The sequence below is a fragment of the Tetragenococcus muriaticus DSM 15685 genome (assembly GCF_000423785.1).
GTDB classification, from domain to species: domain Bacteria; phylum Bacillota; class Bacilli; order Lactobacillales; family Enterococcaceae; genus Tetragenococcus; species Tetragenococcus muriaticus.
This window is the reverse complement of the sequence record NZ_AUIQ01000011.1, coordinates 19,645-44,644: the sequence shown is the minus strand read 5'-3', so window position 1 is coordinate 44,644 and position 25,000 is coordinate 19,645. Positions and strand designations below refer to the sequence as shown.

The 25,000-nt window shown below is 32.4% G+C and carries 18 protein-coding genes; 2 read left to right on the top strand and 16 right to left on the bottom strand.

Annotation, left to right across the window (positions count from 1 at the left end):
• Positions 1-9: 9 nt before the first annotated feature.
• The 16 genes from G577_RS11975 to G577_RS0103135 form a co-directional block, all read right to left on the bottom strand.
• On the bottom strand, positions 10-174 hold the full coding sequence (locus G577_RS11975; RefSeq protein WP_155988478.1) for a hypothetical protein: 165 nt from the start codon (positions 172-174) through the stop codon (positions 10-12).
• Positions 175-207: 33 nt separating this feature from the next.
• Entirely contained in the window at positions 208-390 is a 183-nt protein-coding gene (locus tag G577_RS0103205) for a hypothetical protein (RefSeq protein WP_028789935.1), read from the bottom strand.
• A gap of 50 nt (positions 391-440) precedes the next feature.
• Complete coding sequence (locus G577_RS10955) at positions 441-1,253, bottom strand: acyltransferase (protein ID WP_051176606.1); 813 nt, start codon at positions 1,251-1,253, stop codon at positions 441-443.
• Between the two features lie 333 nt (positions 1,254-1,586).
• Positions 1,587-3,485 carry a glycosyltransferase gene (locus G577_RS0103195; protein ID WP_028789934.1) on the bottom strand — a complete coding sequence of 633 codons (1,899 nt, stop codon included), beginning with the start codon at positions 3,483-3,485 and terminating at the stop codon, positions 1,587-1,589.
• 47 nt (positions 3,486-3,532) lie between these two features.
• The gene (locus G577_RS0103190) at positions 3,533-6,646 is read right to left on the bottom strand and encodes a CDP-glycerol glycerophosphotransferase family protein (RefSeq protein WP_028789933.1); all 3,114 of its coding nucleotides are present in this window, start codon (positions 6,644-6,646) and stop codon (positions 3,533-3,535) included.
• A 9-nt stretch (positions 6,647-6,655) separates the two neighbouring features.
• Positions 6,656-9,427, bottom strand: a complete 2,772-nt coding sequence (locus tag G577_RS0103185; protein WP_155988477.1) for a CDP-glycerol glycerophosphotransferase family protein — start codon at positions 9,425-9,427, stop codon at positions 6,656-6,658.
• Between the two features lie 368 nt (positions 9,428-9,795).
• Entirely contained in the window at positions 9,796-10,992 is a 1,197-nt protein-coding gene (locus G577_RS0103180) for a CDP-glycerol glycerophosphotransferase family protein (protein WP_028789931.1), read from the bottom strand.
• Positions 10,973-11,719, bottom strand: a complete 747-nt coding sequence (locus G577_RS0103175; protein ID WP_014125007.1) for a WecB/TagA/CpsF family glycosyltransferase — start codon at positions 11,717-11,719, stop codon at positions 10,973-10,975. Before G577_RS0103175 ends, G577_RS0103180 begins: the two co-directional genes overlap by 20 nt.
• Positions 11,709-12,863: a CDP-glycerol glycerophosphotransferase family protein gene (locus G577_RS0103170; RefSeq protein ID WP_028789930.1), complete on the bottom strand. Its 1,155-nt coding sequence runs from the start codon at positions 12,861-12,863 to the stop codon at positions 11,709-11,711. Before G577_RS0103170 ends, G577_RS0103175 begins: the two co-directional genes overlap by 11 nt.
• 176 nt (positions 12,864-13,039) lie before the next feature.
• Complete coding sequence (locus G577_RS0103165; protein ID WP_014125009.1) at positions 13,040-13,267, bottom strand: hypothetical protein; 228 nt, start codon at positions 13,265-13,267, stop codon at positions 13,040-13,042.
• Between the two features lie 241 nt (positions 13,268-13,508).
• On the bottom strand, positions 13,509-14,807 hold the full coding sequence (gene asnS / locus G577_RS0103160) for an asparagine--tRNA ligase (protein WP_028789929.1): 1,299 nt from the start codon (positions 14,805-14,807) through the stop codon (positions 13,509-13,511).
• Between the two features lie 41 nt (positions 14,808-14,848).
• Positions 14,849-16,039, bottom strand: coding sequence for a pyridoxal phosphate-dependent aminotransferase (locus tag G577_RS0103155; RefSeq protein WP_028789928.1), 1,191 nt, complete (start codon positions 16,037-16,039; stop codon positions 14,849-14,851).
• A 26-nt stretch (positions 16,040-16,065) separates the two neighbouring features.
• Positions 16,066-16,578, bottom strand: a complete 513-nt coding sequence (locus G577_RS0103150; protein WP_028789927.1) for a cell wall elongation regulator TseB-like domain-containing protein — start codon at positions 16,576-16,578, stop codon at positions 16,066-16,068.
• Between the two features lie 78 nt (positions 16,579-16,656).
• Positions 16,657-19,407, bottom strand: coding sequence for a helicase C-terminal domain-containing protein (locus G577_RS0103145; RefSeq protein WP_028789926.1), 2,751 nt, complete (start codon positions 19,405-19,407; stop codon positions 16,657-16,659).
• A gap of 252 nt (positions 19,408-19,659) precedes the next feature.
• Positions 19,660-19,860 carry a cold-shock protein gene (locus tag G577_RS0103140; protein ID WP_028789925.1) on the bottom strand — a complete coding sequence of 67 codons (201 nt, stop codon included), beginning with the start codon at positions 19,858-19,860 and terminating at the stop codon, positions 19,660-19,662.
• 239 nt (positions 19,861-20,099) lie between these two features.
• A complete protein-coding gene (locus tag G577_RS0103135; protein ID WP_028789924.1) occupies positions 20,100-21,194 on the bottom strand; it encodes a baeRF6 domain-containing protein in 1,095 nt (364 codons plus the stop codon).
• Between the two features lie 204 nt (positions 21,195-21,398).
• Here G577_RS0103135 and G577_RS0103130 point away from each other — a divergent pair, with 204 nt between their 5' ends.
• Positions 21,399-22,739, top strand: a complete 1,341-nt coding sequence (locus tag G577_RS0103130) for a Y-family DNA polymerase (protein WP_028789923.1) — start codon at positions 21,399-21,401, stop codon at positions 22,737-22,739.
• A 91-nt stretch (positions 22,740-22,830) separates the two neighbouring features.
• Positions 22,831-24,879, top strand: a complete 2,049-nt coding sequence (locus G577_RS0103125) for a heavy metal translocating P-type ATPase (RefSeq protein ID WP_028789922.1) — start codon at positions 22,831-22,833, stop codon at positions 24,877-24,879.
• The last annotated feature ends 121 nt before the right edge of the window (positions 24,880-25,000 follow it).

Below are 25,000 nucleotides of genomic sequence, written 5' to 3'. Positions count from 1 at the left end.
AAACAAGGACTACTTTTTCTTATTCAATTTTACGATATGTTCCGCACGCTTTATCGTATCTAATTTTTTGTTATATTTTAAATATTGCGTTGTAATAGTAAATTTATACGTTTTCTCATTATTCTCTTGATCTTCTTCCTCTTCTTCATTTATATCGTCTTCGTAATTTACCATTGAATTTTCTTTTTCCTGTAAAAATTCAGCAAACTAAGTTAAAGAACAACCAAATTGATAAAGATTATAATCGTCATATTCTTCATAATTTATAAGATGAAAACCAAATTGCTTATCGCTACGCTTTAGAGAAACTGTATATTCATAGGATGATTTATTACTTGTAAATGCAAGAATCAGTTTATTTTCTTCTACAAAGTATCTTAAGTTATTCATCGTCATTTCCCCTTCAGGAATAAAGAATTTTGGACCAAAGATTAATTTAATTAATCTAATACAACCAACGGTCTTAAGTGTGTTACTTTTTTTATAAAACCCATAACTTCAGATTGATTGGTAAAGGTAGGCTTTGCAGTAATATTTTCCCACCATTTTTCCAAATTATCTGTTTCTTTAAATATATATTGTGAAGAATCTGTTTCATAAAATTCATGTTGTCTCGTATCTTCTTCAGTAAAGAAGTGAGAAGACTGTCTATCCCAAAAAACATTTTCTCTAATCCGTTTAATCGGATTCCCTACATTAATACTGTTAGATTGTATTTTTTTAGCAACGATGGACCCAAGCCCTATAACCGCTCCTGAGCCGATATACGAACCTTTTAAAATTGAAGCATTTTGTCCTATCCATACGTGATCACCTATAAGAATACTTTTACTTTCATTAATCCGTCTTTGATATTCATCGTATATCAAGTGCACATCAGAATTGCGGATCCAACATCCCGAAGAAAACATTACATCTTTACCAACAATAATATCTTTGGCTTCAGAAGCAATTAGAAATAAAGGTTTGTTAAATGAACATCCTTCATTAAAAAACACCAAAGAATGATTATATAATGTAGCTTTTAAGTGAACTTTATTATTCCTGGTCTTTTCTATATACAATACAGAGTTACTACCATGGAAAGTAATCGTAGTATCTACTAATTGCGCGTCTTTATCTAAAAAGACATAATTATTTGTGCCTTTAAAGATAATCTTGGAATCTTTAAACTGAATATTATTTTCTTCTTCAGTTACAATAAAATTATCTTTTAAGCTTGTAGTTTCTTCTAAAGAATTTATTGTATTCATAATTACACCTCAAGCTAATGATTTAATTTGTTATTTATTTTCTATAAAATTAGTCTTTTTGCTAAGCCACCCTTTTAAATAATCCACAAATCCCTTTCGCATAGCCTTTCTTAATTATTAGATTCTTATTGATTATACCATGAAATTTTAGGTAAGTGTTTTTTTTTAATATTATATAAGAAATTTGATTTAAACTTTAAAAAAATATTATAAGATTCGGATAAAAAAAGTAAGTACCACTCCTCCTTTTTATAAAAAGGAGGAGTGGTACTTACTTTACATCCATTTATTAAAGTTGCTTGCTAACTAGATTTAAAAACCAAAAATAAAATTTTATAAATCACAAGAACAAATGGTTTCTACAAAATAGAAGTTATCCGCATTTCCAACGCCTAATAAAAACTTAGGTGTCATTTCTTGCAGCTCATTATAAACTACTTTACTTATTGTTAAAGTCCCACTTAAAGTTTCACTGTTTTCCTTGCTATTTTCTATAACGTTAAGTTCAAAATAACGATTCCCAATCTTTTCCAAATCATAATAATTAGACAAATAAAGATAATAATTTTTATTCGGAGTACCAGTTGATAATTCATTTTGTATCGTAAAATTCAATTCCACATTGTTCTCATTTTTTTCTTTATATATGTTTGTAATTTCTGAAAACAAAATAACTTGTTTCATTATTCTGTCATTATTTTTCGGTGATTGATTTTCAATTTTTCTAATCAATTCTATCCATTCTTGTTTAATTATTTCTACATTAAACTTAGAAGCTTTTTCTTTAGCCGCCTTTCCCATTTCTTTTAAAGTATTTTTATCTTTATACGCTTTAATGATTTGGTTTGCTAGCTCGGCTACATTCCCATTTTCGACTATATACCCGTTTATATCGTCATCTATCAATTCTTTCGGTCCATAATTAAAATTATAAGCTAATACTGGAGTTTGACTAGCCATGCTTTCTAATATAGTCATACCAAAACCCTCATACCTTGAAGTAATGATTGATAAACCAGCGGAATATAATACTTTGCGAGGCTCATTTGTATAACCCTTTATAGACACAAAATTTTGTAAATGGTTTTCGTCAATAAATTCTTGGTACTTTTCTTGTTCTTGCCCTGACCCCCAAATTTCTAATTTTACATCAGCAACCTTTTCAACAGCTAATTTAAACGCTTCTAAAATATCCATAATCCTTTTCATCTCTACAAATCTTGACAAAACCACAATCTTATAGATGTTTTTTTTAACATTGAACTCCTTTTCTTGTTCTAATTTAACATGAGGAATGTGATATAAATTAGGCTGTAAACCAAACTGATTTTGTACATGTTTTAATTGTTGTCTAGTAAGTAATACCACAGCGGAACAATCAGAAGTGTCTTTTAATAGTTCTCCATTAAATTGATTAATTTTAGCGCCAAAATTATAAGGTTTTTTTAGATGACTACTATGAATTACAGCAACAGATTTAAACTCTTCCGTAGAATATGGATTACTTATAACTGATTTATCTAATTTCCGATCTTCAATAAAGAATATACTATTTGGATAGCTTGAATTTAACTCGGCAAGCCAAAATTTAGCCATTTCTTCTTCGTTTGTAAATTTTTTATAGAAGTATCCATTTTTATCAAAGGTTATACATTGCACTGTATCAAAAGACACTCTATCGTAATCAATATAAAGGTATACTCTCTCATTTCCTGTATAATAAATTTTTCTAAGAGCTTTCTTATTTATTACATCTAAATAAGAAACCAATTTTATGTTACCTAAACTATCGTATGTTTCTCTCTTTAGTTTTCTTTTTTTATCATCGAAGAAATCTTTATATACACAAGTGCCGTCATCATCTAATTGAACGTATTGTACTTGTATACCATTATCGTATACCTTATATGCATTTTTTTTCTCAATATACTCATAAGAATATTTTGGATCTTTTTCATAAATAACTTTTTGTGTTTCAAGGCCTCTATATAATTCTTCTCCAGCATAAAATTCATACATATTTAAAAAAGAAACCGATAAGGGAATGTTCCTTTTTTTTCTAACAATGTCATATATTTTTCCATAGTCTCTTTTAAAATTAAAAGTTAAAATAAAAGAACTATCAGAAAAGTCTGTTAGCATTTTTGCTCTTGTAAAAGTTGCTTGAGTTCTTCCACCTGAGTCTTCACTAAATGAGTTTGCTAAGTAAAATAAATTCCTAGTTTGTTTCATTTTTCGTCTCCTAGTTGTAAGGTTAAACACATCATTTTAATTACTTATCATGTTAAAATTTTGCGTTTCCAATTAAGTAATTTTCTTCTTACACCATAAGGTACAAGATGACTAACTTTAAATTTAGGTATTTTTAATGAATCATTAATAAGCCAATCCCTGTTTTCTTCTATAGCTTCATAAATACGTTCTGAATTATGTTTATCCATAAAAGTGAAATAATCATTTCTCATTTTAGCGTACTTATTCTTTTCCTTAAACCCATTTTGAATATAACCTTCAATAATATCAATTAAGTCTGAAGTTTTATAAGCAACATCGCCAAATAGATCTGTATCAAAATTCATATATGAACCTTCATATTCTAAGTATTTATTCTTATCGAAATGAAAAAAGACGCATGGTTTTTTTAAGTAAAACATTTCCCATATAACACTTGAATAATCAGATATCATTAATGAGCTTTTCATAATCATTTCATCTATTGAGGTTTCTAAAAAACCAAACTTTTCTATATTTGGTGATTTACTATCAAATAAATCAATATAATCACGAAATTTGGGGTGTAAGAAAAACTTGATTTTCACATTATATTCTTCCAAAAGTTTGTGAAGCCTTTCTGAAGAAAGAAGTTCATTATACTTTTGGAAGTATTCACTTTCAACAAACTGTTCTCTATCCATACTATCCATCCATGTTCTCCATGTAGGCATTAAGAAAATCTGTCTGTAAGAAACCTCATCTGTCTTATCTACTAAGCCATCCCATCTTGCTAGCCCAGTAACGGCAACTTCTGTTTCATCGTAGCCCCATTTTTCAGTTATCATTTGTTTTTCAAATTCCGAAGGAGCGATAACTAAGTCAAAAACCCCTCTATTTTTATGAAAATCAGGCACACGTTTTAGACCATTAACTCCATGTTGTAAATATACTAAATTTTTATTTGTAAGTACTTTTGCAAGTTTACTCTTTTTTAATTTTAAGTTATAACTATTACGCTTTGTGTCTGAAGAAACTAACAGTTTTGCAGCAAACATATAAACAAAATATTTGAATGACATAAAATAAACGACTTTATCTTTTTTATCAGCTAAATTTTTCAGCTCTGGAGAGTCTTTTTGAATGATATAATAAAAATCGTCATGTTTTTTGTTTTTATATACATAATCAAAAAAATAATAGCCACTATCATGCGCAGAAACAGCGAGCTTTTCAAAAGCTAGCCAAATTTCCCTTTTAGAGAAATTTTTATAAAAAAGTTGCACAAACAAATATGCTAAATTTTCTTTGAGTAAATAATAACGGTTTTCGTAAAACTCTCTTTCACGATAAGTAAATGAAAGTTCATTCGATAATGTTATATACGGATATATTATATTTGTATTATTAATACTATATTGGTACTTAGAAATTGTTTGGTTAATATCCCATCCAATCTCTTTTTTAATAGAACTTACTTTTACAAAAAGGGGTTTTCCATTGCTTATAATTGTGACATATAGATCCCAATATAAAGGTCCCAAATTAGCAGTTTCGAGATTAATTGTGCTTTCTATAGTTTTTTTACCAATAGAAGTATTATTTTGTTTTATAGGGAAATTTCTCACATTTAAACTATCTTTATTTCTTTGAATAAGTTGTAGAGAATCCAACTTTATATCTTGGATATAAGGCGAAATTACATCTATCTGTAAATTAACTATATTTCTTTTCATAGTAAAATCAACAACCTTAGGCTTTAGCTTAAATTCTTCTTTTATGAGGTTAGAAATATTATTTTTTACTAAAGCTAATTCATTATTTACAGTAATATAAACCCTCGTATATCTCTTGTAGGTTGAATTATTTTCAAATTCTTGTTTAAAAGGAGGGAAAAACCTTTTTGGCTTTTTCAAAATAGTTTCTGTAAATAGACCAAGTTGATAACTCACTGTACTTTTAGGGTCGTTTATTAAATAGATATCCCATCTTAAACCATTTTTATTTTCAAACTCTTCTAATAAATAATAAAAATCAAAATATAAATCGGTATCTAACCTTGTTCCATGAATATAATAGATCATCCCTTTATTCCTTTGTTTAATTAACAAAAAAGGAGTCTCACTTTCAATATAACTTTCTTCCGTATCTAAAGAAAACTGTAAAGTGGTTCCTTTAATGGCAATATTCTTTACAGATAAAGGTACAGTGTTTTTTAAATGGTTTTTATTAAAGTTATACTTGGTTATATCAACGAAATACGAAGCAATCTTCTCTCCATTTATAATAATGCCCTCAAGATTCTTTATATAAAAGCCTTGAGAGTTTTGTAGTAATAAATAAGCTGTCCTCATATTTTCAGAAAGAAAGTTAGACACTAAAAATGTCTTAGAAACATCTACCCTATGTAGTTCTGCTAACATATTATCAGTCAACAGGAGAATTTGTTTTATATCTGTATCACCTTCAACATGAAATGATAGCTGACCTTCTTTAGTGCTTTCATACTTTATTTCGTTATCCCAAGCACCTAAATATTTTTGTGTTTGACTTATGAATATACAATCCTCATTTGTAACTGTAAAAGTAGGCGAAATTAAAAAAATATGCTCATTCTTTAATAAAATAACCTTTATGTCAAAAAGCCCGGTTAAATATTTTGTAGAAATAAATATTTTGTCTTTCTCATAAGTTAAAGGAACAATATGATTAACTGAGGTATCTTCTTGTATAGAAATAACTAATAACTCAGAACTATCATCTATTGCCTTTCTGTTCAGTGCTTGGTTTGTATAATCGTATAAGTTTTTCACTTGTAAAATTGGAGCATCTACTACTTGTTCAAAAAGATCATTAAAATGTAGAAATTTCAATTGTACCTGATTATTTTCTAATTTAAAAACTCCTTGTACTGCTCCAAAAAAAGAACCTATCCCTTCTGTATTTGTTTTTATATTAATCTTGTGCTCTTCTAAATCAAAAAAAGTTAAGTTGAAAAAAATACCTGAGGGAAAAACCTCATCAAGATTTAATGATATTTCCGTACAACCATCTTCCGATACGGATTTATCAAATGAAACACTTTTATTACTAATCTTTACATTTTCTATTTGTTCAGCTTCTGGTGATTCTACAGAAAATATATTATTTCCATCAGGAAATTTTACTTTAATAAGACCCATATTTTCCTCCTAATTTAACTCTTTAACTACATCAAAAATTCTTTCTGAATTATTATGATCAGCATACTTAAAATACTCTTCATGTAGTTTTTCATAATAAAACTTTAATTGAAAACTATTCTCTGCGTATTCTTGTATCAACTGAATAAGTTCTTCTTTATTAAATGCACGCTCACCAAATAATTGTGTTTCCATATCTATATAACTTCCTTCAAAACGTTCATATTTTTCATAGTCAAATTGATAAAATAACACTGGTTTCTTCATGAAAAACATATCCCAAGTTACAGAAGAATAATCACTAATCATTAAAGATGCTTCCATAATTTCTTCATTTACTTTAATATTTTGAAACTCCTTTAAAATAATTCGGCTACTATCTAGTTGGAATTCAGAAATATACTGTTTAAATTTGGGATGTAGAAAGAAAACCAGTTGTAAATTTTCCTTTTCAAGGATCGCTTCCAGCTTATTTGACTTTAAAAAGTTGATATAATTATTATAATAATCTGTCTCCTTAAACTCATCTATAGGCATACCTTCCATCCAAGTTCTCCAGGTTGGCATAACAAAAATCTTTTTTTGATTTCTGAGTTTTGACTTATCAAATAGTTTATCCCACCTAGCAAATCCTGTTACAGCAATTTCATTTAATTCGTATTTCCAATTTTGATGAATAATTTCTTTTTCTAAATCAGAAGTTGCAATAACTAAACTAAAATTACCTCTTCCTTTTGATTTTTTAAAGACATTAGATTGTTTTAATGCCGTAACTCCATGTTGAAGAAATACACTTTTTTTATTAGCAATTTTTCTAGGTACAATTCCCGACCGTATATGTAAATTATATACATGTCGTTTATTCTCTGAAGATACCAATAGATTACTTGCATAAACTAACAGGAGATACCTAAATGACATAAAAGGAATGACTTTATTACTACTCTTTTTAACTTCATTATAGTCAGAAGAATGTTTGTCTAGTATAAAATAGAAATGATCATGCAATTTATTATCATCAACGTATTGGAAAAATGCATAGCCATTATCTTGAGCTGTAGAAGAAAATTTCTCAAAGCCTAACCAAATATCTTTATTTCTGTAATAAAATGGCTTCATCAACAAATATGTTATATAAGCTAATTTTTCTTTAATTTTATTTGTTTTGTTCTCGTAATACTCTTTTTCACGCATCATAAACGCTATGTCATTCTTCAGTGTTACATAAGGATAAAGTATCTTATCCTCAGTATAAATCGCATTTTTGAAATAGTCTTTATTTATTTTCTTTTTTAATTTGTTAGTTGCTCCCGTTACTTTTACTTCTTCCTCATTTCCTTCCTCATTTTCAACTATTATAAAAATGTCCCAATATAATGGGAAAAAACTTTTATTCCAGTCCATAAAAAAGGATCCCTTAACTGAATATCTACTATTTTGAATTAACTCTACTTCCGTGTCATTAGTTTTAATAGTTTTCGTTACATCTTGTGACCTTAACTTCAATAGAATATTTTTTACAAATATATTTCCAACTTTTTTTACTTGAAGAGTTATTATAAAGCCTTTCTTTTCCTGCTTAGTAATATCCGTCATTTTAGTTTTTATTTTATATTTTTCTCTAAGCACAGAAGAACCAGAGGATTTTAATATTGCAATATAATTGTTCTTTGTCGTATAAGCCATAACCGCATAATCGTCAATAGAATAATTTAAATAAGTGAACTTTGCGTTAGAATCTCTCAGCACTTGTAGTCTTCCAGCTTTTGTCTTATTCCCACTGACAGACCAGCCTTCTAAGTCCCATCGGTTCTTTCCAACTTCTTCCATAGTTGCCGCAGTAAAAGGTACAAATATATTTCCATTCATTAATTTAACAGTAGGAATTCTTACACGTTTTTTGCCTTTTCTTGAAACAAAAACAATTTCTGCTAACAGACTTAAATTAAATTGCTTATCGATTATATGTAATTCCAGTCCTTTTTCGGGAGCTTCATGAGTAATAACTTGATCTACTATTATATCTGTTCTTTCTTCAATTGGTAATTCTTTAAAAAACTCTTCAATACTAAGTGAACATATTATAAGCTGATTCTTGTTGAAATAAATTCCTTGATATCTTCCTTGATATTCTCCCATGTAACCAATAAACGATGATTTATTATAATATATAGGGCTTCCTTCAACTACATTATCCAATAAATAAACATCACCAATTCTATAGAGAATTTTCATTTGCCAATGACCCTTAGGTAAAGTTAGAGGCAAGCTAATTGAAAGCGTATTTTCAAGAAAATAAAAGGAAAGCTCCTTTTTTTCATCTGTTTCTTCATTTACTAAGAAACAGTTTTCAGTATTTTTTTTCGTTAAATCATTATTGTATAAATTTAATAAAAGATTTTCTTCTACAAAATTCACCGTTTGAACAGGCATATCGCCTTCTAATACATAATCAAGATTTTTAGGGAAAGTAGTATTTTCATGTTTTCTAAAAATAATAGAACCAGTATCGCCTTCAATACTTAGATTATTCAAACTAAAAATTATATTTTGTTCGCTTGCTTTTAACTGATTATTGATATACAAAAAGTAGTCGGTTCCAGGTTCCATCTTCTTTTTTGGATTTTTTAAGATTAAATTTCCCGTCTGAGATATAAGTTCAATATCAATTTTATCTTTTCCCTTACTTAGAAGAAAAGCCTCAGGATTTACTAGTTGCTCTGGATTTTCGATTATAACTTTTTCATCATGTGTTGTTAACAATTTAATTCTTTGTTTCACTTCCTTGGCCTCCAAATATACATAAACCCCTAATTATCAATCACTGCTTAATTACATTCTTAAAACTCTAATTAGTAAATAAAATAATAAACAATTTCATAACCGTAGTTACAAAAAAGCAAATACATTGCTAACTCTACAACAAAAATTACTCCAATTCAATGTTCATATTAACTTTTAAAAATAGAAAATTATAGAAACTCCTAAGTCGTCTATTATATTCCACTCACACAATCTCCTTTTTGCTCTACTTTTTCTAAAAATAGCTACTCAAAATTATATATTACTAACTTTGAGTAACTACTTTTTAGCTATATTAGTATAAAACAAATCAATTACACCTTATTGAAATAAAAAATGTTCACTTTTTATTTAATTTCTAGCTCAACCTCTTTATCTATCAGCTGGCTAACTTCTTGAGAGGCTCTTCCCTTCTCCCACTGACAAAACCTTTGCTCAAATGCATGTACCTTATCTTCATATTGCGAAAATTTACCATACGACATAAATTCTTGAATAAATTGATAAAAATCTTTTTCATTTTGTGCGATTGGTCCAGGGACTTCATTATAATCCAGATAAAATCCTCGAAGTTTTTCTTTATAATGTTCTATATCATAAGGATAAAATAACATAGGTCGTTGTAATATCGCAAAATCAAACATTACGGAAGAATAGTCCGTAATCAATAAATCGCTAATCAAATATAGCTCATTAATAGGTTCATTCATGCAAATTTTGATCTGATCTTCGTAGCCTTCAATATTAATTGAGTCACCAACTAAGTAATGGGGGCGAATAACTACCGTGTCCTCTTTTCCTAAACATTGGGTTATTTTCTCTAGATCAAAAGGCATAAAGAATTTATAGCTACCTTTTTTAATAAAATAATCATCACGCCAAGTAGGGGCATAAAGAATGACACGACCACTTTCCTTGCCAATAATCTTTTGCTTTAATTCATTTCGTAACTGCTTATTGTCTTTATTATTAACTAACTCATCATTTCTTGGGTAGCCAATTTCCAATACATTATTTTGAAATTGAAAAGCTTGTTTAAAGATTTTTTCAGAATACTCATTAGGAGCGACTAAATAATCCCAACGCTTAGCTTCAACAATAAAGTTATTTTTATACTTTTCTGTGTCAGTACCTGGCATCGCTACTTCTTGTATATCAGCCCCTAATTTTTTCAAAGGCGTTCCATGCCAAGTTTGGATGTAAACTGTATCTTTGTTTTTCTTTAACCAGTTAGGCATGCGTGAATTAAATATCCAAAAATTGGCTCGAGTAGTAAGCCATAGCCACTTGACTGAGAAACGAGGGACAAGATTCAAATCAGGATATTTTTCTTTTGCTTCCCTCATGTTCTCTTTTTTTATTCCCCAATATAAATTCTTCTTTTCCATCTTCTTGATTAGTTCCTGATAAATGGCGTAAGGGTTATCTGATGGTAATTTCCCATTGAATGTTTCTAATAAAACCATCCCTTTTTGTATGGGAAAAACTGTGGCAGAAAAATTAAAAATGATTTTATATATTTTACTAAGAACTCTTTTTATCATTTCTTGTACGAACCTTCCAAAATAAACTTTTAATTACAAATATAGGTAGTTGTAAAATCCGTTTAAACCTTTTACGATCAGTTAACGATCGGTACAACCACTCTAAATGGACATCAATAAAAAATTGAGGCGCACGTTTAACATGTCCACTAAATACATCAAAGCTTCCCCCAACATCCTGAAATACAGAAGCATCTAATTGGGGGATATTTCTTGCTAACCACTCTTCTTGCTTAGGAAAACCCAGTGCTACAAATAGAAAATCTGGCTTGCTATAGTTAATTTTTTCAATAATTTCAGTTTCTGATAAATCTGTATACCCATCGATTCTACCACTTAGTATTAAGTTTGGATAATCATTTTGGATTTTTTCCGCAGCATCAGCAACAACTTCAGGTTTGGCTCCGTATAAAAAAATACTTTTCTTATATGTATTCGCATATTCTAAGAACCGGTACATTAATTCAATACCTGCTACGCGTTCTTTAATTTGCCCGCCTAGTAGCTTTGAAACCAATACAATACCTATGCCATCAGGAATCCGATGTGTACTTTTTTTAATAAATTCATAGATCTCCGAGCGGTTCTGTCCTTCGACAATAATTTGTGGATTCACGCTAATAGCGCTCATCTTTTTATCACTTTGTAAATACTCTGGCAAGTCTTTAATAATTTCGTTATAAGTAATCACATCCACAGGAAATCCCATAATTTCTTCAGTTATCATATACGTTTTTCACCCACTTTAACAATTGTTCGCGAGCACTTCCATGCGCATATTCATTCCACATTTGATTGAAAGTTTCAAAGCCCTCCTCTGAAGGAGCTTGGATTGCTGAAACCAACTCATTTTGTTTCTTTACTATTTTTCCAGGTGCCCAATATTGAAACCCTTCTTCAATACCTACTTCTTTCTTATACTCCTCGTAATCATAACAAAAAAAGACCATTTTTCCATTAGGGTTAGCTAGGGAATACTCGAAAGGAATAGAAGAATAGTCCGTAATTAAACAATCTACTGAAGGTAAGATTTGAGCTAAATCCATCTCTTTAAAATCAGAAATGATTCCATCTATATCTTTCACTTTTTGATAAAGCTCTTTATCATGAGGGTGTGGCTTTACCATAACCAACCATTCATCGTTTAATTGTCTTTTCAAAGAGGAAAAATCCAAGGGTACTTCTGATTGATGTTCACGATAAGTTGGAACATACAATGCAATTTTTTTATTAGTAGGAAAATTATGTTTAAATTGTTTTTTTGCCCTATGTAACCATTCTTGATCAAAAAAAAGATCTGTAGGTAAATAACCAAAAGGTAGTTCATTAATTGCTTGTCGATAATTTTTCGCAAAAACGTCTGCCATTTTTTGCGAACTCACAACGTAATGCGTAAACTTATTATAAACCTCGATGTATCTTTCTCGATCTCTTTTTGTTACATTTTTAGTATACTTCGCTGCAAGTCCAAATAATTTAATAGCACCATTTGCATGCCACAATTGCACTACACTAGCTTTATTATTGAATGTAATACGAGCTAAGAAAGCAAAATAGTTATCACAAAAAACTAGCTTACTACTAGAAACAAGCGGCACAATGTCTTTTATCAATACAGAAAAGGTATCAATACAATAAATTGGACAGCCTTTATTTTCATAAAACTCAGCTAGGTCTTTCGCATTTTTAGCATAACAAATAACCAATTTTTCTGGAAAATGTTTGTATAACAATTGTAAAGTCATTTGGCTACTCTCTGGAAAGCTAAGTAAGAAAATAATCCTGTCGTTCTTTTTTTTAGTTCTCTTACTAGCCAATTGAACCAACATTAAATAAAATTCTTTGCTTGCTAAAACAAGTGGGGTACTCACAAATATGCCTCCTGTTCCATACCTTATTATTTTACCTGAAAACAATGAAAAAGGAAACGTTCATTAAAGATTGAAAAATAAATTTCTATTTTTTTTAAATTTATTTACTACCAAAACTAAAAAAAAGTGTCAAAATTTATCGAAATAAAATTTTGACACTTTTTATTAACTTATTTTCAGCTAAAGAAATAATTATTAATCATCGAATGCTTCACATCTGCAAACTCCACAGTGATTAGTCGGCTGGCCTCTATCTTCTCTTGATCACATAGTTCAAAATTTTCTACTTCAAAAACAATAGTCGAGCCGCTTACATCATTTACCCTACCAATAAAAGGACGATGGAAATAACTTGGTTGTACTTTATACCGTTCTCCCACTTGGATAGCTTCCACTTGATTCATTAAATTTACCTCCTCTATTAAAACCCTTACAAAATTATTACTATACTATATACATAACACGTATGCAACAAACGTACAAGTAGATAAAGTAAAATATTTCAATTTTCCACCTCATATATACCAATTTTCCCTATTTCAGTAACAATACTATTAAAATCAATTATATTACAGTATTACCTTTTTGTCTATGAAATATACCAATTCAAAAAAACAGACAACTTAAAAAAGTTGTCTGTTGCTTTTACGGATAAATTCGATTCAACAAACGTGGGAATGGAATGGCTTCTCGTACATGTTCAATTCCAGCTAACCATGTAACTGCTCTTTCTAACCCTAAGCCAAAGCCAGCATGGGGAACAGAACCATATCTACGAAGATCCAAATACCAAGAGTACTCATTTTCATCTAGGCCATGGTTTCTAATTTGTTCTAATAAATAATTATAATCAGTAGCTCGTTCTGAACCACCAATGATTTCCCCGTATCCTTCTGGAGCGATCAAATCAGCACAGATCACAATGTCCTCTCTTGTCGGATGAGGTTTCATATAAAAGGGCTTCGTGTCTTTTGGATAATTTAGAATGAAAACGGGTTGATCAAACGAATTGGCAATAAAGGTTTCGTGCGGTGCACCGAAATCTTCTCCCCACTCAATATCGTCAAATCCATTTTCTTGTAATAGCGTCACGGCATCATCATATGAAATACGTGGATAAGGTAATTTTGTATATTTTTCTAATACGGTTCGGTCACGTTCTAATACGTGTAAGGCATAATCGCAATTATCCAATAAGTTTTGTACTAAAAATGCGACGTATTCTTCTTGAATTTGTAAGCTTTCTTCTTGATGCATAAAAGCCATTTCTGGTTCCATCATCCAAAACTCAATCAAGTGACGACGAGTTTTAGATTTTTCTGCCCGAAAAGTTGGCCCAAAGGAAAAAACTTTCCCAAAAGCCATTGCGGCAGCTTCCATATAAAGTTGTCCTGATTGAGATAAATAAGCTTTTTGGTCAAAATAGTTCGTTTCGAATAAATCTGTTGTTCCTTCTGGAGCAGATCCAGTTAAAATTGGCGGATCTACTTTTGTAAAGTGCCGAGAATTAAAAAATTCGTAAGTGGCACGAATAACTTCGTTACGAACCTGCATAATAGCGTGTTGTCTAGAAGAACGTAACCACAAATGACGGTGGTCCATTAGAAATTCTGTGCCGTGTTCTTTAGGCGTTATTGGATAGTCATGACTTTCTCCAACAACCTCAATATCTTGCACCCCAAGTTCATAGCCAAATTTCGAACGACTATCTTCCCGTATTTCTCCAGTAACCCAAACAGACGTTTCTTGAGGTAGTTCTTTAGCTAAGTGAAACGTTTCTTCTGTAACATCATTTTTTACTACAACTCCTTGGAAGTAAGCTGTTCCATCACGCAATTGTAAAAACGCAATCTTCCCACTGGAACGTTTGTTAGCTACCCAAGCGCCAATTTTTACAACTTCTCCTACATGTTTATTAGCATCAATAATTTGAATTTTTTCCAACTGTGTCTCTCCATTCTATAACCTAACATTCTCGCTTTTTTCTACTTTTTCCTTTTTTTCTCTACGAATTCTTTTATGCGTTTTACCATCTCTTCTAGAGTTCGCATATCTGTTGCATAGCTAATGCGAATATTTTCATTAGAACCAAATCCTTGGCCCGTAACTGTTGCAACATGCGCTTCATTTAACAATGCATCGCAAAATTCAGTCACATTGTCATAACCACATAGTTCCATTGTTTCTTTTACATTAGGAAAGAAATAAAATGCGCCTTGCGGTTTTTGCAATTTAACCCCAGGAATTTCTAACAATAACGGATAAATACGTTTCATTCGTTCTTCAAAAGCTTTACGCATTTCTTCCACAGAATCTTGGGGACCATTCAAAGCTTCTGCTGCTGCAAATTGACTAACCGCTGCAGGATTACTTGTTGATTGAGAGGCAATATCTGACATTGCTTGGATCAACTCTTTATTTCCAGCGACAAATCCGATACGCCAACCTGTCATGGAATAAGATTTAGAAACGCCATTAACAATTAATGTTTGTCGACGAATTTTTTCTGAAATTGTTGCTATAGGTGTAAAGACATTGTCATCATAAACTAGCCGTCCATAAATATCATCAGAAACAATTAAAATATCATGTTTAACGGCCCATTCACCGATAGCTTCAAGTTCTTCTTTACTATAGATCATTCCGGTTGGATTGGAAGGGGAATTTAAAATCAGTGCTTTCGTGTGCTCTGTAGTTGCTGCTTCTAATTGTTCAGCTGTAATCTTAAATTGATTTTCTTCTTTTCCTTCGACAAAAATCGGTGTACCTGCTGCTAATTTTACTTGTTCGCCATAACTCACCCAATAAGGGACAGGAATAATCACTTCATCATCTGGATCTAAAATCGCTTGAAATAAGGTATAAAGCGCAAATTTCGCCCCATCTGTCACCATTGTTTCAGATGTATCATAAGTCAATCCATAGTATTGTTTTAAATAAGCAACAATAGCTTGTTTTAATTGAGGAATTCCAGAAGTTGGTGTATAAAAACTCGTTTGGCCTGAACGAATTGCCTCAATTGCTGCTTCTTGTATATGAACAGGTGTTGTAAAATCCGGCTCTCCTACCGTTAGACTTAAAACATCTGCTCCTTGGGCCTTTAATTGTTTTGCCTTTTCTGAAGCTCCTAAAGTGACAGAAGGCTCTAAATTTCTAGATCGTTTTGAAAATTGCATTTGCTTACATCCTTTCTATTTACAAGCTAGATGTCACGAAGTGTTTTAACTTCTTCTCCGTCTTGGAATTGTAATAAGTAATAATTACTCCCTACAGTATCTTCATTGTTATCGGTCGTCACTACTTCCCAGACTGGGGTATCATCTACCATCCCTAAACTAGCTTTTTCAACTGTTTCATTCTCGTGTTCTTGGAGTACTGCTTGTCTGGCTTCTTGCTCACTCAGTCCTTCACTTTGCTCTTCTACTGTAACTCTATCTCCAGATTGAGGGACAATCACAGCTAGTGCTCTATCATCTTCATCTCTTCCCATAACGGTAAAATAAGTTTCTTCACGCGTAAACCAATAAAAATCATCCACTGTATCAATATTGGCATACTCTTCAGCAATTTCTTCGGCTTCTTGCCTAGCTTGCCGCATCGGTCGTGACGCGCGAATATAAAAGATAATAGAAAAGAAAATAATGAAAAGTAAAACCATACTAATGGCAAACAAAGCAGTAACTTTGTATTTTTCTCTTTTGTCGTTATCTGGCACTTTACACGCACCCTTTCTTTGAACTAGTTCCTATTATACAAAAAGTTGCATGAAAACTGTACCATTTTTTTATGAAAATTATGGGTTTTGTAAAAATTCTTCTATAAGCTGTTTCATCTCATATATTGTTGCCTCTTGCACAGGTAACTCTTTCGGTAAGGCTTTTTCCAAACGTTTTCCATAACTTTTCGTTACAAATCGCCGATCAAATAAAATCATTAACCCTTTATCTTTTTCGGATCGAATCAGTCTTCCTAAGCCTTGCCTTAATTTCAAAGCTGCCTTAGGAAGGCTTTCTTGTGAAAAAGAATCCACTCCTTGTTCATTTAAATAATAATTTCTTGCTCGAATGAGTGGCCGATTGGGATTTTCAAAAGGCAAGCGCGTAACAATTAATAGCTGTAAGGCGTCTCCTGGCAAATCCACCCCTTCCCAAAAACTATCTGCACCAAATAGAATGGATTCTTTGGATTGAATAAATCGCTTAAGCAGCTTTTCTTTACTCCCTCCCATGCCTTGGGCAAGAATTTCTCGTCCCTTACTTAAAAAATGCTGATGCATTTTTTTGTAAACTTTTTGCAAGATCTCATGAGAGGTAAATAAAACTAGGGCAGGTTTTGTTGTATCTTCCAAAAGAATGGTTAAATTTTTTGCTATATAATCTGCATATTCTTTATTACCTAATTCATTGATTTTCACATCATCACTTGTAATGAGAAGCTTAGCTTGTTGCTCGTAGTTATAGGTTTGCGGGATAACTTTTAATGGAGCGTCGGGGATTCCTAATTTTTTTGCAAAATAATTTCTATTTTTAGGAACCTTCAAAGTACCACCTAAATAGACAATCTTTTCATATCGTTCATACCAACTCGTATTCGGTAAAACGGCTGCTTGAAAGTCAATTAATTGCAAACGGGCGGTCTTTCTATTTCCATATAAATACAACCAATGGACATAAGAAGAAGACCAATTTGTTAGCCAATCTTTCATAAATGCAGCTTGTGTCTGCATTTCTTCATAAAAAGAAAGAAATTCACCAAAATAGACCCGCTGGCGATCTAACCAAGCGTCGCTAATCGTATTTAAATAGTCATTTAACTGCGATTGAATACTAAGTAATTCTTGATAATACAATAATAATCGCTCAATGTTTTTTTCGACAGTTAGTGACAAATTTTGCCGCTGTTCTACTTGTAAAATGACCTCTTCTTGTAAGGGCCAGTCGGTAAACCATTCAAAAAACAAATCTTCTTGGCCATCAATAATTGCTTGTAGTTCTTCTTGATATAACGAAAACAAGCGCAAACTTTCTGTATCATTTTTTAGCATCGCCTCAATCTGATCGAATAGTTGCTCGTCTTCATGAAATTGTTGAACTTTTCGTTGAAATGCAGAAGTATCAAGATAATTTTGAGATACTTTCTCCATCGTTTCTGGCAAATGATGCGCTTCATCAATAAGTAAATAGCGACTTTCAGGCAACAATGGCTGGCTGCGTTGAGTTTCTTGAGCTAAAAACGCATGATTGATAATTAAAATATTACTTTGTGCCATGCGTTGTTGCAAATGCCATAAGAAATCCTCTTGATAAAATGGTTGTTTTTCAGACAAATAGTTTATACCGCGGTGTGTAATTTCTTGAAATAACAAATGGTCCAAACGAATTAAGTTTAATTCATCTAAGTCCCCCGTTGTAGTTTGTGTTAACCACACCAAAATCCCCATTTGATAAAGCGCATATTGTTTTTGCTGAACCGGAGATTCTAAAGTTGCTTTAAAACGTTGCAAATCAATATAATGACTTTTGCTTTTAACAACAGTTGCATATAGCGGTTGGTCAATCAATCGATTCAACAAAGGAATGTCTTGATCGATCAATTGATGCTGCAACAAAATAGAGACTGTACTGATAATAAGCGGACTTTCAGGCGTTGCTAAAAAAGCCGCAGGTAATAAATAGCCAATTGTCTTGCCCATTCCCGTAGAAGCTTCGATCAACAAATTTTTTTCTTCGTTTTCTGCAAAATGACGAAAAACAGTATTCATTAGTTGCCCTTGTTCTTTACGATAAGTCAGTTGATCTTGATAAAGGTTCATTTTTTCTTTTTTGGTTTTGGGATAGCGCTGTTCATAGTAGATTTCTTCAAATAACGGAACCTCTTTTTTACGTAGAGCAACACCGTCTATTACTTGTAAAGAAGGATCTAACGGCTGCGGATCCGCCTGCTTTTGAGACGTTATTTGTTTGATAAACAAGTTCGTTTGTTTGCTTGTCATCTCACTTAATTGGCTGATTTTTTCTAACGTGACTAAAGGTAACTTTTCCATCGTATCTTTAATATGTAATAATAAAGAAGCTGTCACCTCCGCATCGCTATCCGCTTGGTGTGGCGATTCATGTTGGAGTCCTAAACTTTCAGCTAAATCATTTAAACGAAAACTTACTTGAGTAGGCAAAAAAATTTGTGCCAACTCCACAGTATCAATACCTGGAATTTGCAATTCGGGCATCCCACAACGTGCCATTTCATGATTTAAAAAATTGTAATCAAAATGGATGTTATGAGCCACAAATGTCGTATCAGCTAACAAATTATAAATAGTGGCTGCGACATCTTCAAAATAAAGCGCCTTTTTAACCCGTTGATTTGAAATATGTGTCAAGTGCTGGATTTTATTTGAAATAGGTTTAATAGGATTAATATCTACAGCAAAACGACTGATAATTTCATCATTTTCTACTAAAACACAACCAAATTGAATGATGCGATCAGTCTCAGGATCGGTTCCTGTTGTTTCGATATCTACAACTGCATAAGTGGTATTCATTGTTTTTCACCTTTTCTTTGCTTCTTGCATTATAATACAGAACGAATGAAAAACCAATAAATGAAAATAAAGCAATAGGAAAATCTAGAACTACTTTAATCTCCCCCGCTCTAGTTTTAAAGAATTCTAGGATTACTATGAACAACTATCTTTTTTCAAACAGCAGTCATCAAATAAAAAGCACGAACGTTATTTAAATGGCAATAAAAAAACGGAGCAAAATTTGCCCCGTTTTATGCTTGATTTTTTAAATTAAGCTTTTACTACATTAGTAGCTTGTGGTCCGCGTTGGCCTTCTTCGATATCGAAAGTTACGGATTGGCCTTCTTCTAAGGTTTTGAATCCTTCTTCTTGGATAGCTGAAAAGTGAACGAATACATCGTTACCATCTTCACCTGTAATAAAACCATAACCTTTTTCTGCGTTAAACCATTTCACTGTACTTGTTTCCATGTAAAAAAATCCTCCTTGTGTATAAACACATATTTTGCGAATCCTTGTTAAGTGAATATTTGGAAGATGTTCTTAGATGAAACAAGCTACCATAAATTACGTAACAAAAACTACATTTCATAGTATAACATATAAACTAATAAATGCCTAACTATTTGCAAAAAATTTTTCACATCAATTTGAAAAAATAACAGACACTTACGAAACATAAGTGCCTGTTTATTTTCAGCAATAAATCATTAATATCTTAAAGTAGCGTATAAACTTTTTTCTCCTGGTGCATCATCTTGATCGAGTACGAATACATCGCCGCTATTGCGTAATACGTCACGCGCCGTTGTGTTAAGAACTTGGCGCCAATCATACTCTTCTTCAGGATTTTCACCGAAGTTTTCTTGCAAGTTAGATGTAGCGATAAAAAATTGATCAACTCGTCCTAATGCAGCTGCTTGTTTGATATCAGCAATTTGATCAAAGCTTTTTCGCTCGATTAATTTCTTATACTCAGCGATTTCTCTTTTTGATAGTTCATCGGTAATAGGACCTGTTTCTTCTTCCATTTCTTGAATGGAAAGTTGTGCTGGTGAACGAGTAATGGCTATGGTTGGATCATAGTAATTATATTTCGCATTTTTCTTGAAAGTTGTTTGATTTTCAGAAAGAGCGAAAAGATAAAGCGGAACTTTTTCTTCATTTTCAAGTTCATTTCTTAAAAAGTTATCAATTGCTTGATAGTAATTGTTCCAATCAATATTAACTTCTTCATCTTTTGGGTTCCCGCTATGATAACCTAAACCAGAACGAAAATCGGATCCACCACCTGTGATTTCAGTACCTAAAGCTGTTTCTAAGTCCGTTGGCGCATCACTAGGTAGTTCAACTTCTGAAAGTTTTTTATTACTCATAAAATACAAATCCATAGAGTCACGATTTAACGCCATCAAGTAATAGCGATAATTAAATTGAGCATTTTTAATGATAGCCAACAAGTAAGGTGTATCTCCTACATAATATTGTTCATCAACACGAATACTTAATCGATGAATATAGGTTTCTTCTGCAGTTAAAATAATAGCGACACTTGTTGTTGCATTACGGAAAAATGCTCGATCGTTTAACAAATCATCAAGTTTTTCTTGGAATGGTTCCCAATTTTGATCTGGATAACGTTTATCAAAACGAGCTTTTGCTTTTTTCATAAAGTTTTTAATCTTAATTTGATCTTTTTCTACTCCTTGAGGAGATACATTAGTATTTACCATAATTGTAATAAATGGTCCTTGTACCCCTTCATTTGACAAACGCTCTAATAATGCTCTTCCAATTCTTGCCATATATTGTTCGCCTCCTATTTAATTTGTTAACTCAATTTTAGTGTACCATGAGAATGCTTCCTAGCAAAATAAAACGTTATCACTCTTATTGAAATTTTTTTCTTTTAAATGCTCAGCTTTTTATTCTTTATTTCCAGGGGTTAACTTTTTCTTTACAAACAGGAACGTTTGTTCGTATAATAAAAGTGAAAGTAGGTGGTCGTTTTGGTTTATTTTGATTATGAAAAAGAACCTTTACGCGATATTTTATTTATTGATGTGAAAAGTTTTTATGCTACAGTGGAATGTATCTTTCACGATTGGGACCCTTTAGAAACTATGCTAGTAGTCGCTAGCCACGCCGATAACACAGGCAATGGTTTAATTCTAGCTGCCTCTCCTAAAGCTAAAGAAGTCTTAGGGATTTCTAATGTTTCGCGCGTAGACCATTTGCCTGATCACCCTTTATTAAAACAAGTACCTCCACGTATGAAATTGTATATTAAAGAAAACATGGCACTAAATCGGCTATTTGAAACTTACGTCGCTCCTGAAGATTTATTAATTTATTCAATTGATGAATCGATTTTAGACGTGACACGTTCCTTGAATCTATTTTTCCCAAGTCCTCATTTGTCTCGCCAAGAAAAACGATGGAAGATGGCACAAAAAATCCAAAAAGAAATCTATGAAAAAACAGGATTAATTCTTTCAATAGGAATTGGCGACAACCCTTTATTAGGAAAACTGGCTTTAGATACCGACGCCAAATATCAAAAAGCAAATAACTATACCGCTGAATGGAGCTATCGCGATATCGAAAATAAAGTTTGGCAAGTTCATCCGATGACGGAATTTTGGGGCATTGGTACACGTACAAAAAAACAACTAGCTAAAATTGGCATTAATACCATCGAACAATTGGCTAATTCAAATGTGGACTTACTTTATTACCGCTTTGGTGTTATTGGCGAACAGCTTTACCATCATGCAAATGGCATCGATCGAACAATTCTAAGTGAAACACCTCCTAAAGTAAAAGAAAAATCTTACGGAAATAGCCAAGTTTTACCTAAAAACTATACCGATCAACGAGAAATTGAGATTGTTATCGGTGAATTAGCAGAACAAGTGGCTGCTCGAATCCGCCGTCACGATTGCTTAACTTCATGTATACATCTTTATATCGGTACAGCTTACGGCGAAAGTGATAGCGGGTTTTCTCATCAAATGACGATCCCTGCGACCAACACTAATAAAGAATTAAAAGCTCATTGCTTACGTTTATTTCGTAAGTATTATGACAAGCAAGCTATTCGTCATGTGGGCATTACTTATTCCAAATTAGTTTATACGCAAGCACGGGAAATAGATTTATTTTCAGAAGCTGATCAACGTTTAACTGAAGAACGCCTAGATAAAGTGGTTGATAAAATCCGTGCTAAATACGGTTTTGCTTCCATTGTTTATGCTACTAGTAAATTAGAGGGCGCACGCAGTATTGCTCGTAGCCATTTAGTTGGGGGACATAACGGTGGTGCTGGCGGCTTAGATGGTCTCACTTGATAAAATCTCCTTCTTCTCCATTCATTTTCGTTTACAAACGTAAACAACAATGCTACACTGAATGTGTAATATAAAAAAGGAGGCAGTCGTAATGAGTACAACACATGAACATCAACAACATACAGATCATTCTTCAATGGACCACGATCATGATCATAGCGGACATTCTGGAATGGATCATTCCATGCATATGGGAAATTTAAAGCCTAAGTTTTTTATTTCTTTAGTTTTGACTATTCCAATTATTTTAATGTCACCTATGATGGGTATGGATTTACCCTTCCAATTTCAATTTGCTGGTTCTGAATGGATTGTATTAATTCTAGCTACGATTTTGTTCTTTTATGGTGGGCAACCTTTCCTACAAGGAGCAAAGATGGAATTGTCTTCCAAAGAACCTGCGATGATGACATTGATTTCTTTAGGAATTACAGTGGCTTATATCTACAGTTTATATGCCTTTGTCATGAATAATTTCGTACCCCAAGCAGATCATGTCATGGACTTTTTCTGGGAGTTGGCTACATTAATTGTCATTATGCTATTAGGCCATTGGGTAGAAATGAATGCTGTAAGTAATGCAGGCAGTGCACTAGAAGAAATGGCTCAGTTACTACCAAACACGGCCCACATTGTCGATGATAATGGCGATACAAAAGATATTTCCCTACAAGAAGTACAAGAAGGACAACATGTATTAATTAAAGCTGGCGAAAAAATCCCGACTGACGGCACAGTTTTAAAGGGCACTACTAGTGTTAACGAAGCAATGGTTACCGGTGAAGCTAAAGACGTGGAAAAAGAACAAAAAGATACTGTTATTGGTGGTTCCGTTAACGGTTCTGGTACAATTACAGTAGAAGTCACAGGTACGGGTGAATCTGGTTACCTATCTCAAGTGATGACTCTTGTCGAAAACGCACAGAATGAAAAATCAAGAGTAGAAACTCTTTCTGATAAAGTTGCCAAATGGCTGTTTTACGTTGCACTAGCTGCTGGGATTTTAGCATTTATCGGTTGGTTAATTACTTCCGATTTAAGTACAGCTTTTGAACGTATGGTTACCGTTCTTATCATTGCTTGTCCACATGCGTTAGGACTTGCTATTCCTTTAGTTATCGCACGTTCAACATCTTTGGGTGCTAAAAACGGATTACTATTACAAAATCGAGAAGCCTTGGAAACTGCAAAAAGTGCGGATGTCATTTTAATGGATAAAACAGGAACATTAACAGAAGGTAACTTTGCTGTAAACGATTATCGCTCATTTAGTGATGATTATACCGCTGATCAAGTACTTACTTATATCTCAGCGTTAGAACAAAATTCGAATCATCCATTAGCTCTCGGCATTTTAAATAAAGCAGAAGAATTATCCCTAGATATTCCAGAAGCTTCCGATGTCGATAACCTACCAGGTGTTGGACTTAAAGGAACTGTAAACGGAAAAAACATTAAAGTAGCAAGTGTTTCTTATTTAAATAAACAATCGATTGATTATGATAAAAATAATTTTGACGAACTATCAAAACAAGGAAATTCCGTTAGTTTCCTATTAATTGATGAACAAAACATCGGCCTAGTTGCTCAAGGTGATCAAATAAAACCTAGCGCTAAATCCATGATACAATCCTTAAAAGATCAAGATATCGAACCTGTCATGTTAACAGGAGATAATCAACAAGTAGCTCAAGCTGTCGCGAAAGAATTAGGTATTGATGATGTACATGCAGAATTGATGCCTGAAGATAAAGAAAAAATGGTCAAAGATTATCGCGATAACGGCCAAGTTGTTATGATGGTTGGCGATGGTGTCAATGACGCACCTAGTTTGGCAAGAGCAGATATTGGTATAGCCATTGGCGCTGGTACAGACGTTGCTATCGACTCAGCTGATGTAATATTAGTCAAAAGTGACCCATCTGATATCATGCACTTCCTAACGTTAGCTAAACGTACGCAACGTAAGATGGTACAAAATATCTGGTGGGGTGCTGGATACAACATTGTAGCTATCCCATTAGCAGCTGGTGTCTTAGCTCCAATTGGTATCATTTTAAGCCCAGCAGTCGGCGCAATTGTGATGTCACTAAGTACGATTATTGTTGCTATTAATGCTATGTTGCTAAAAATTGATTAAAGCTTACTTAAAAAGAAGTTACCAAAAATGGTAGCTTCTTTTTTATGTCCAAGCTTCCTTTTAAAAAAATTTATTTCATTAGTGACATTTTGTCACTTTTGTTGTATAGTAAACGAGTGAC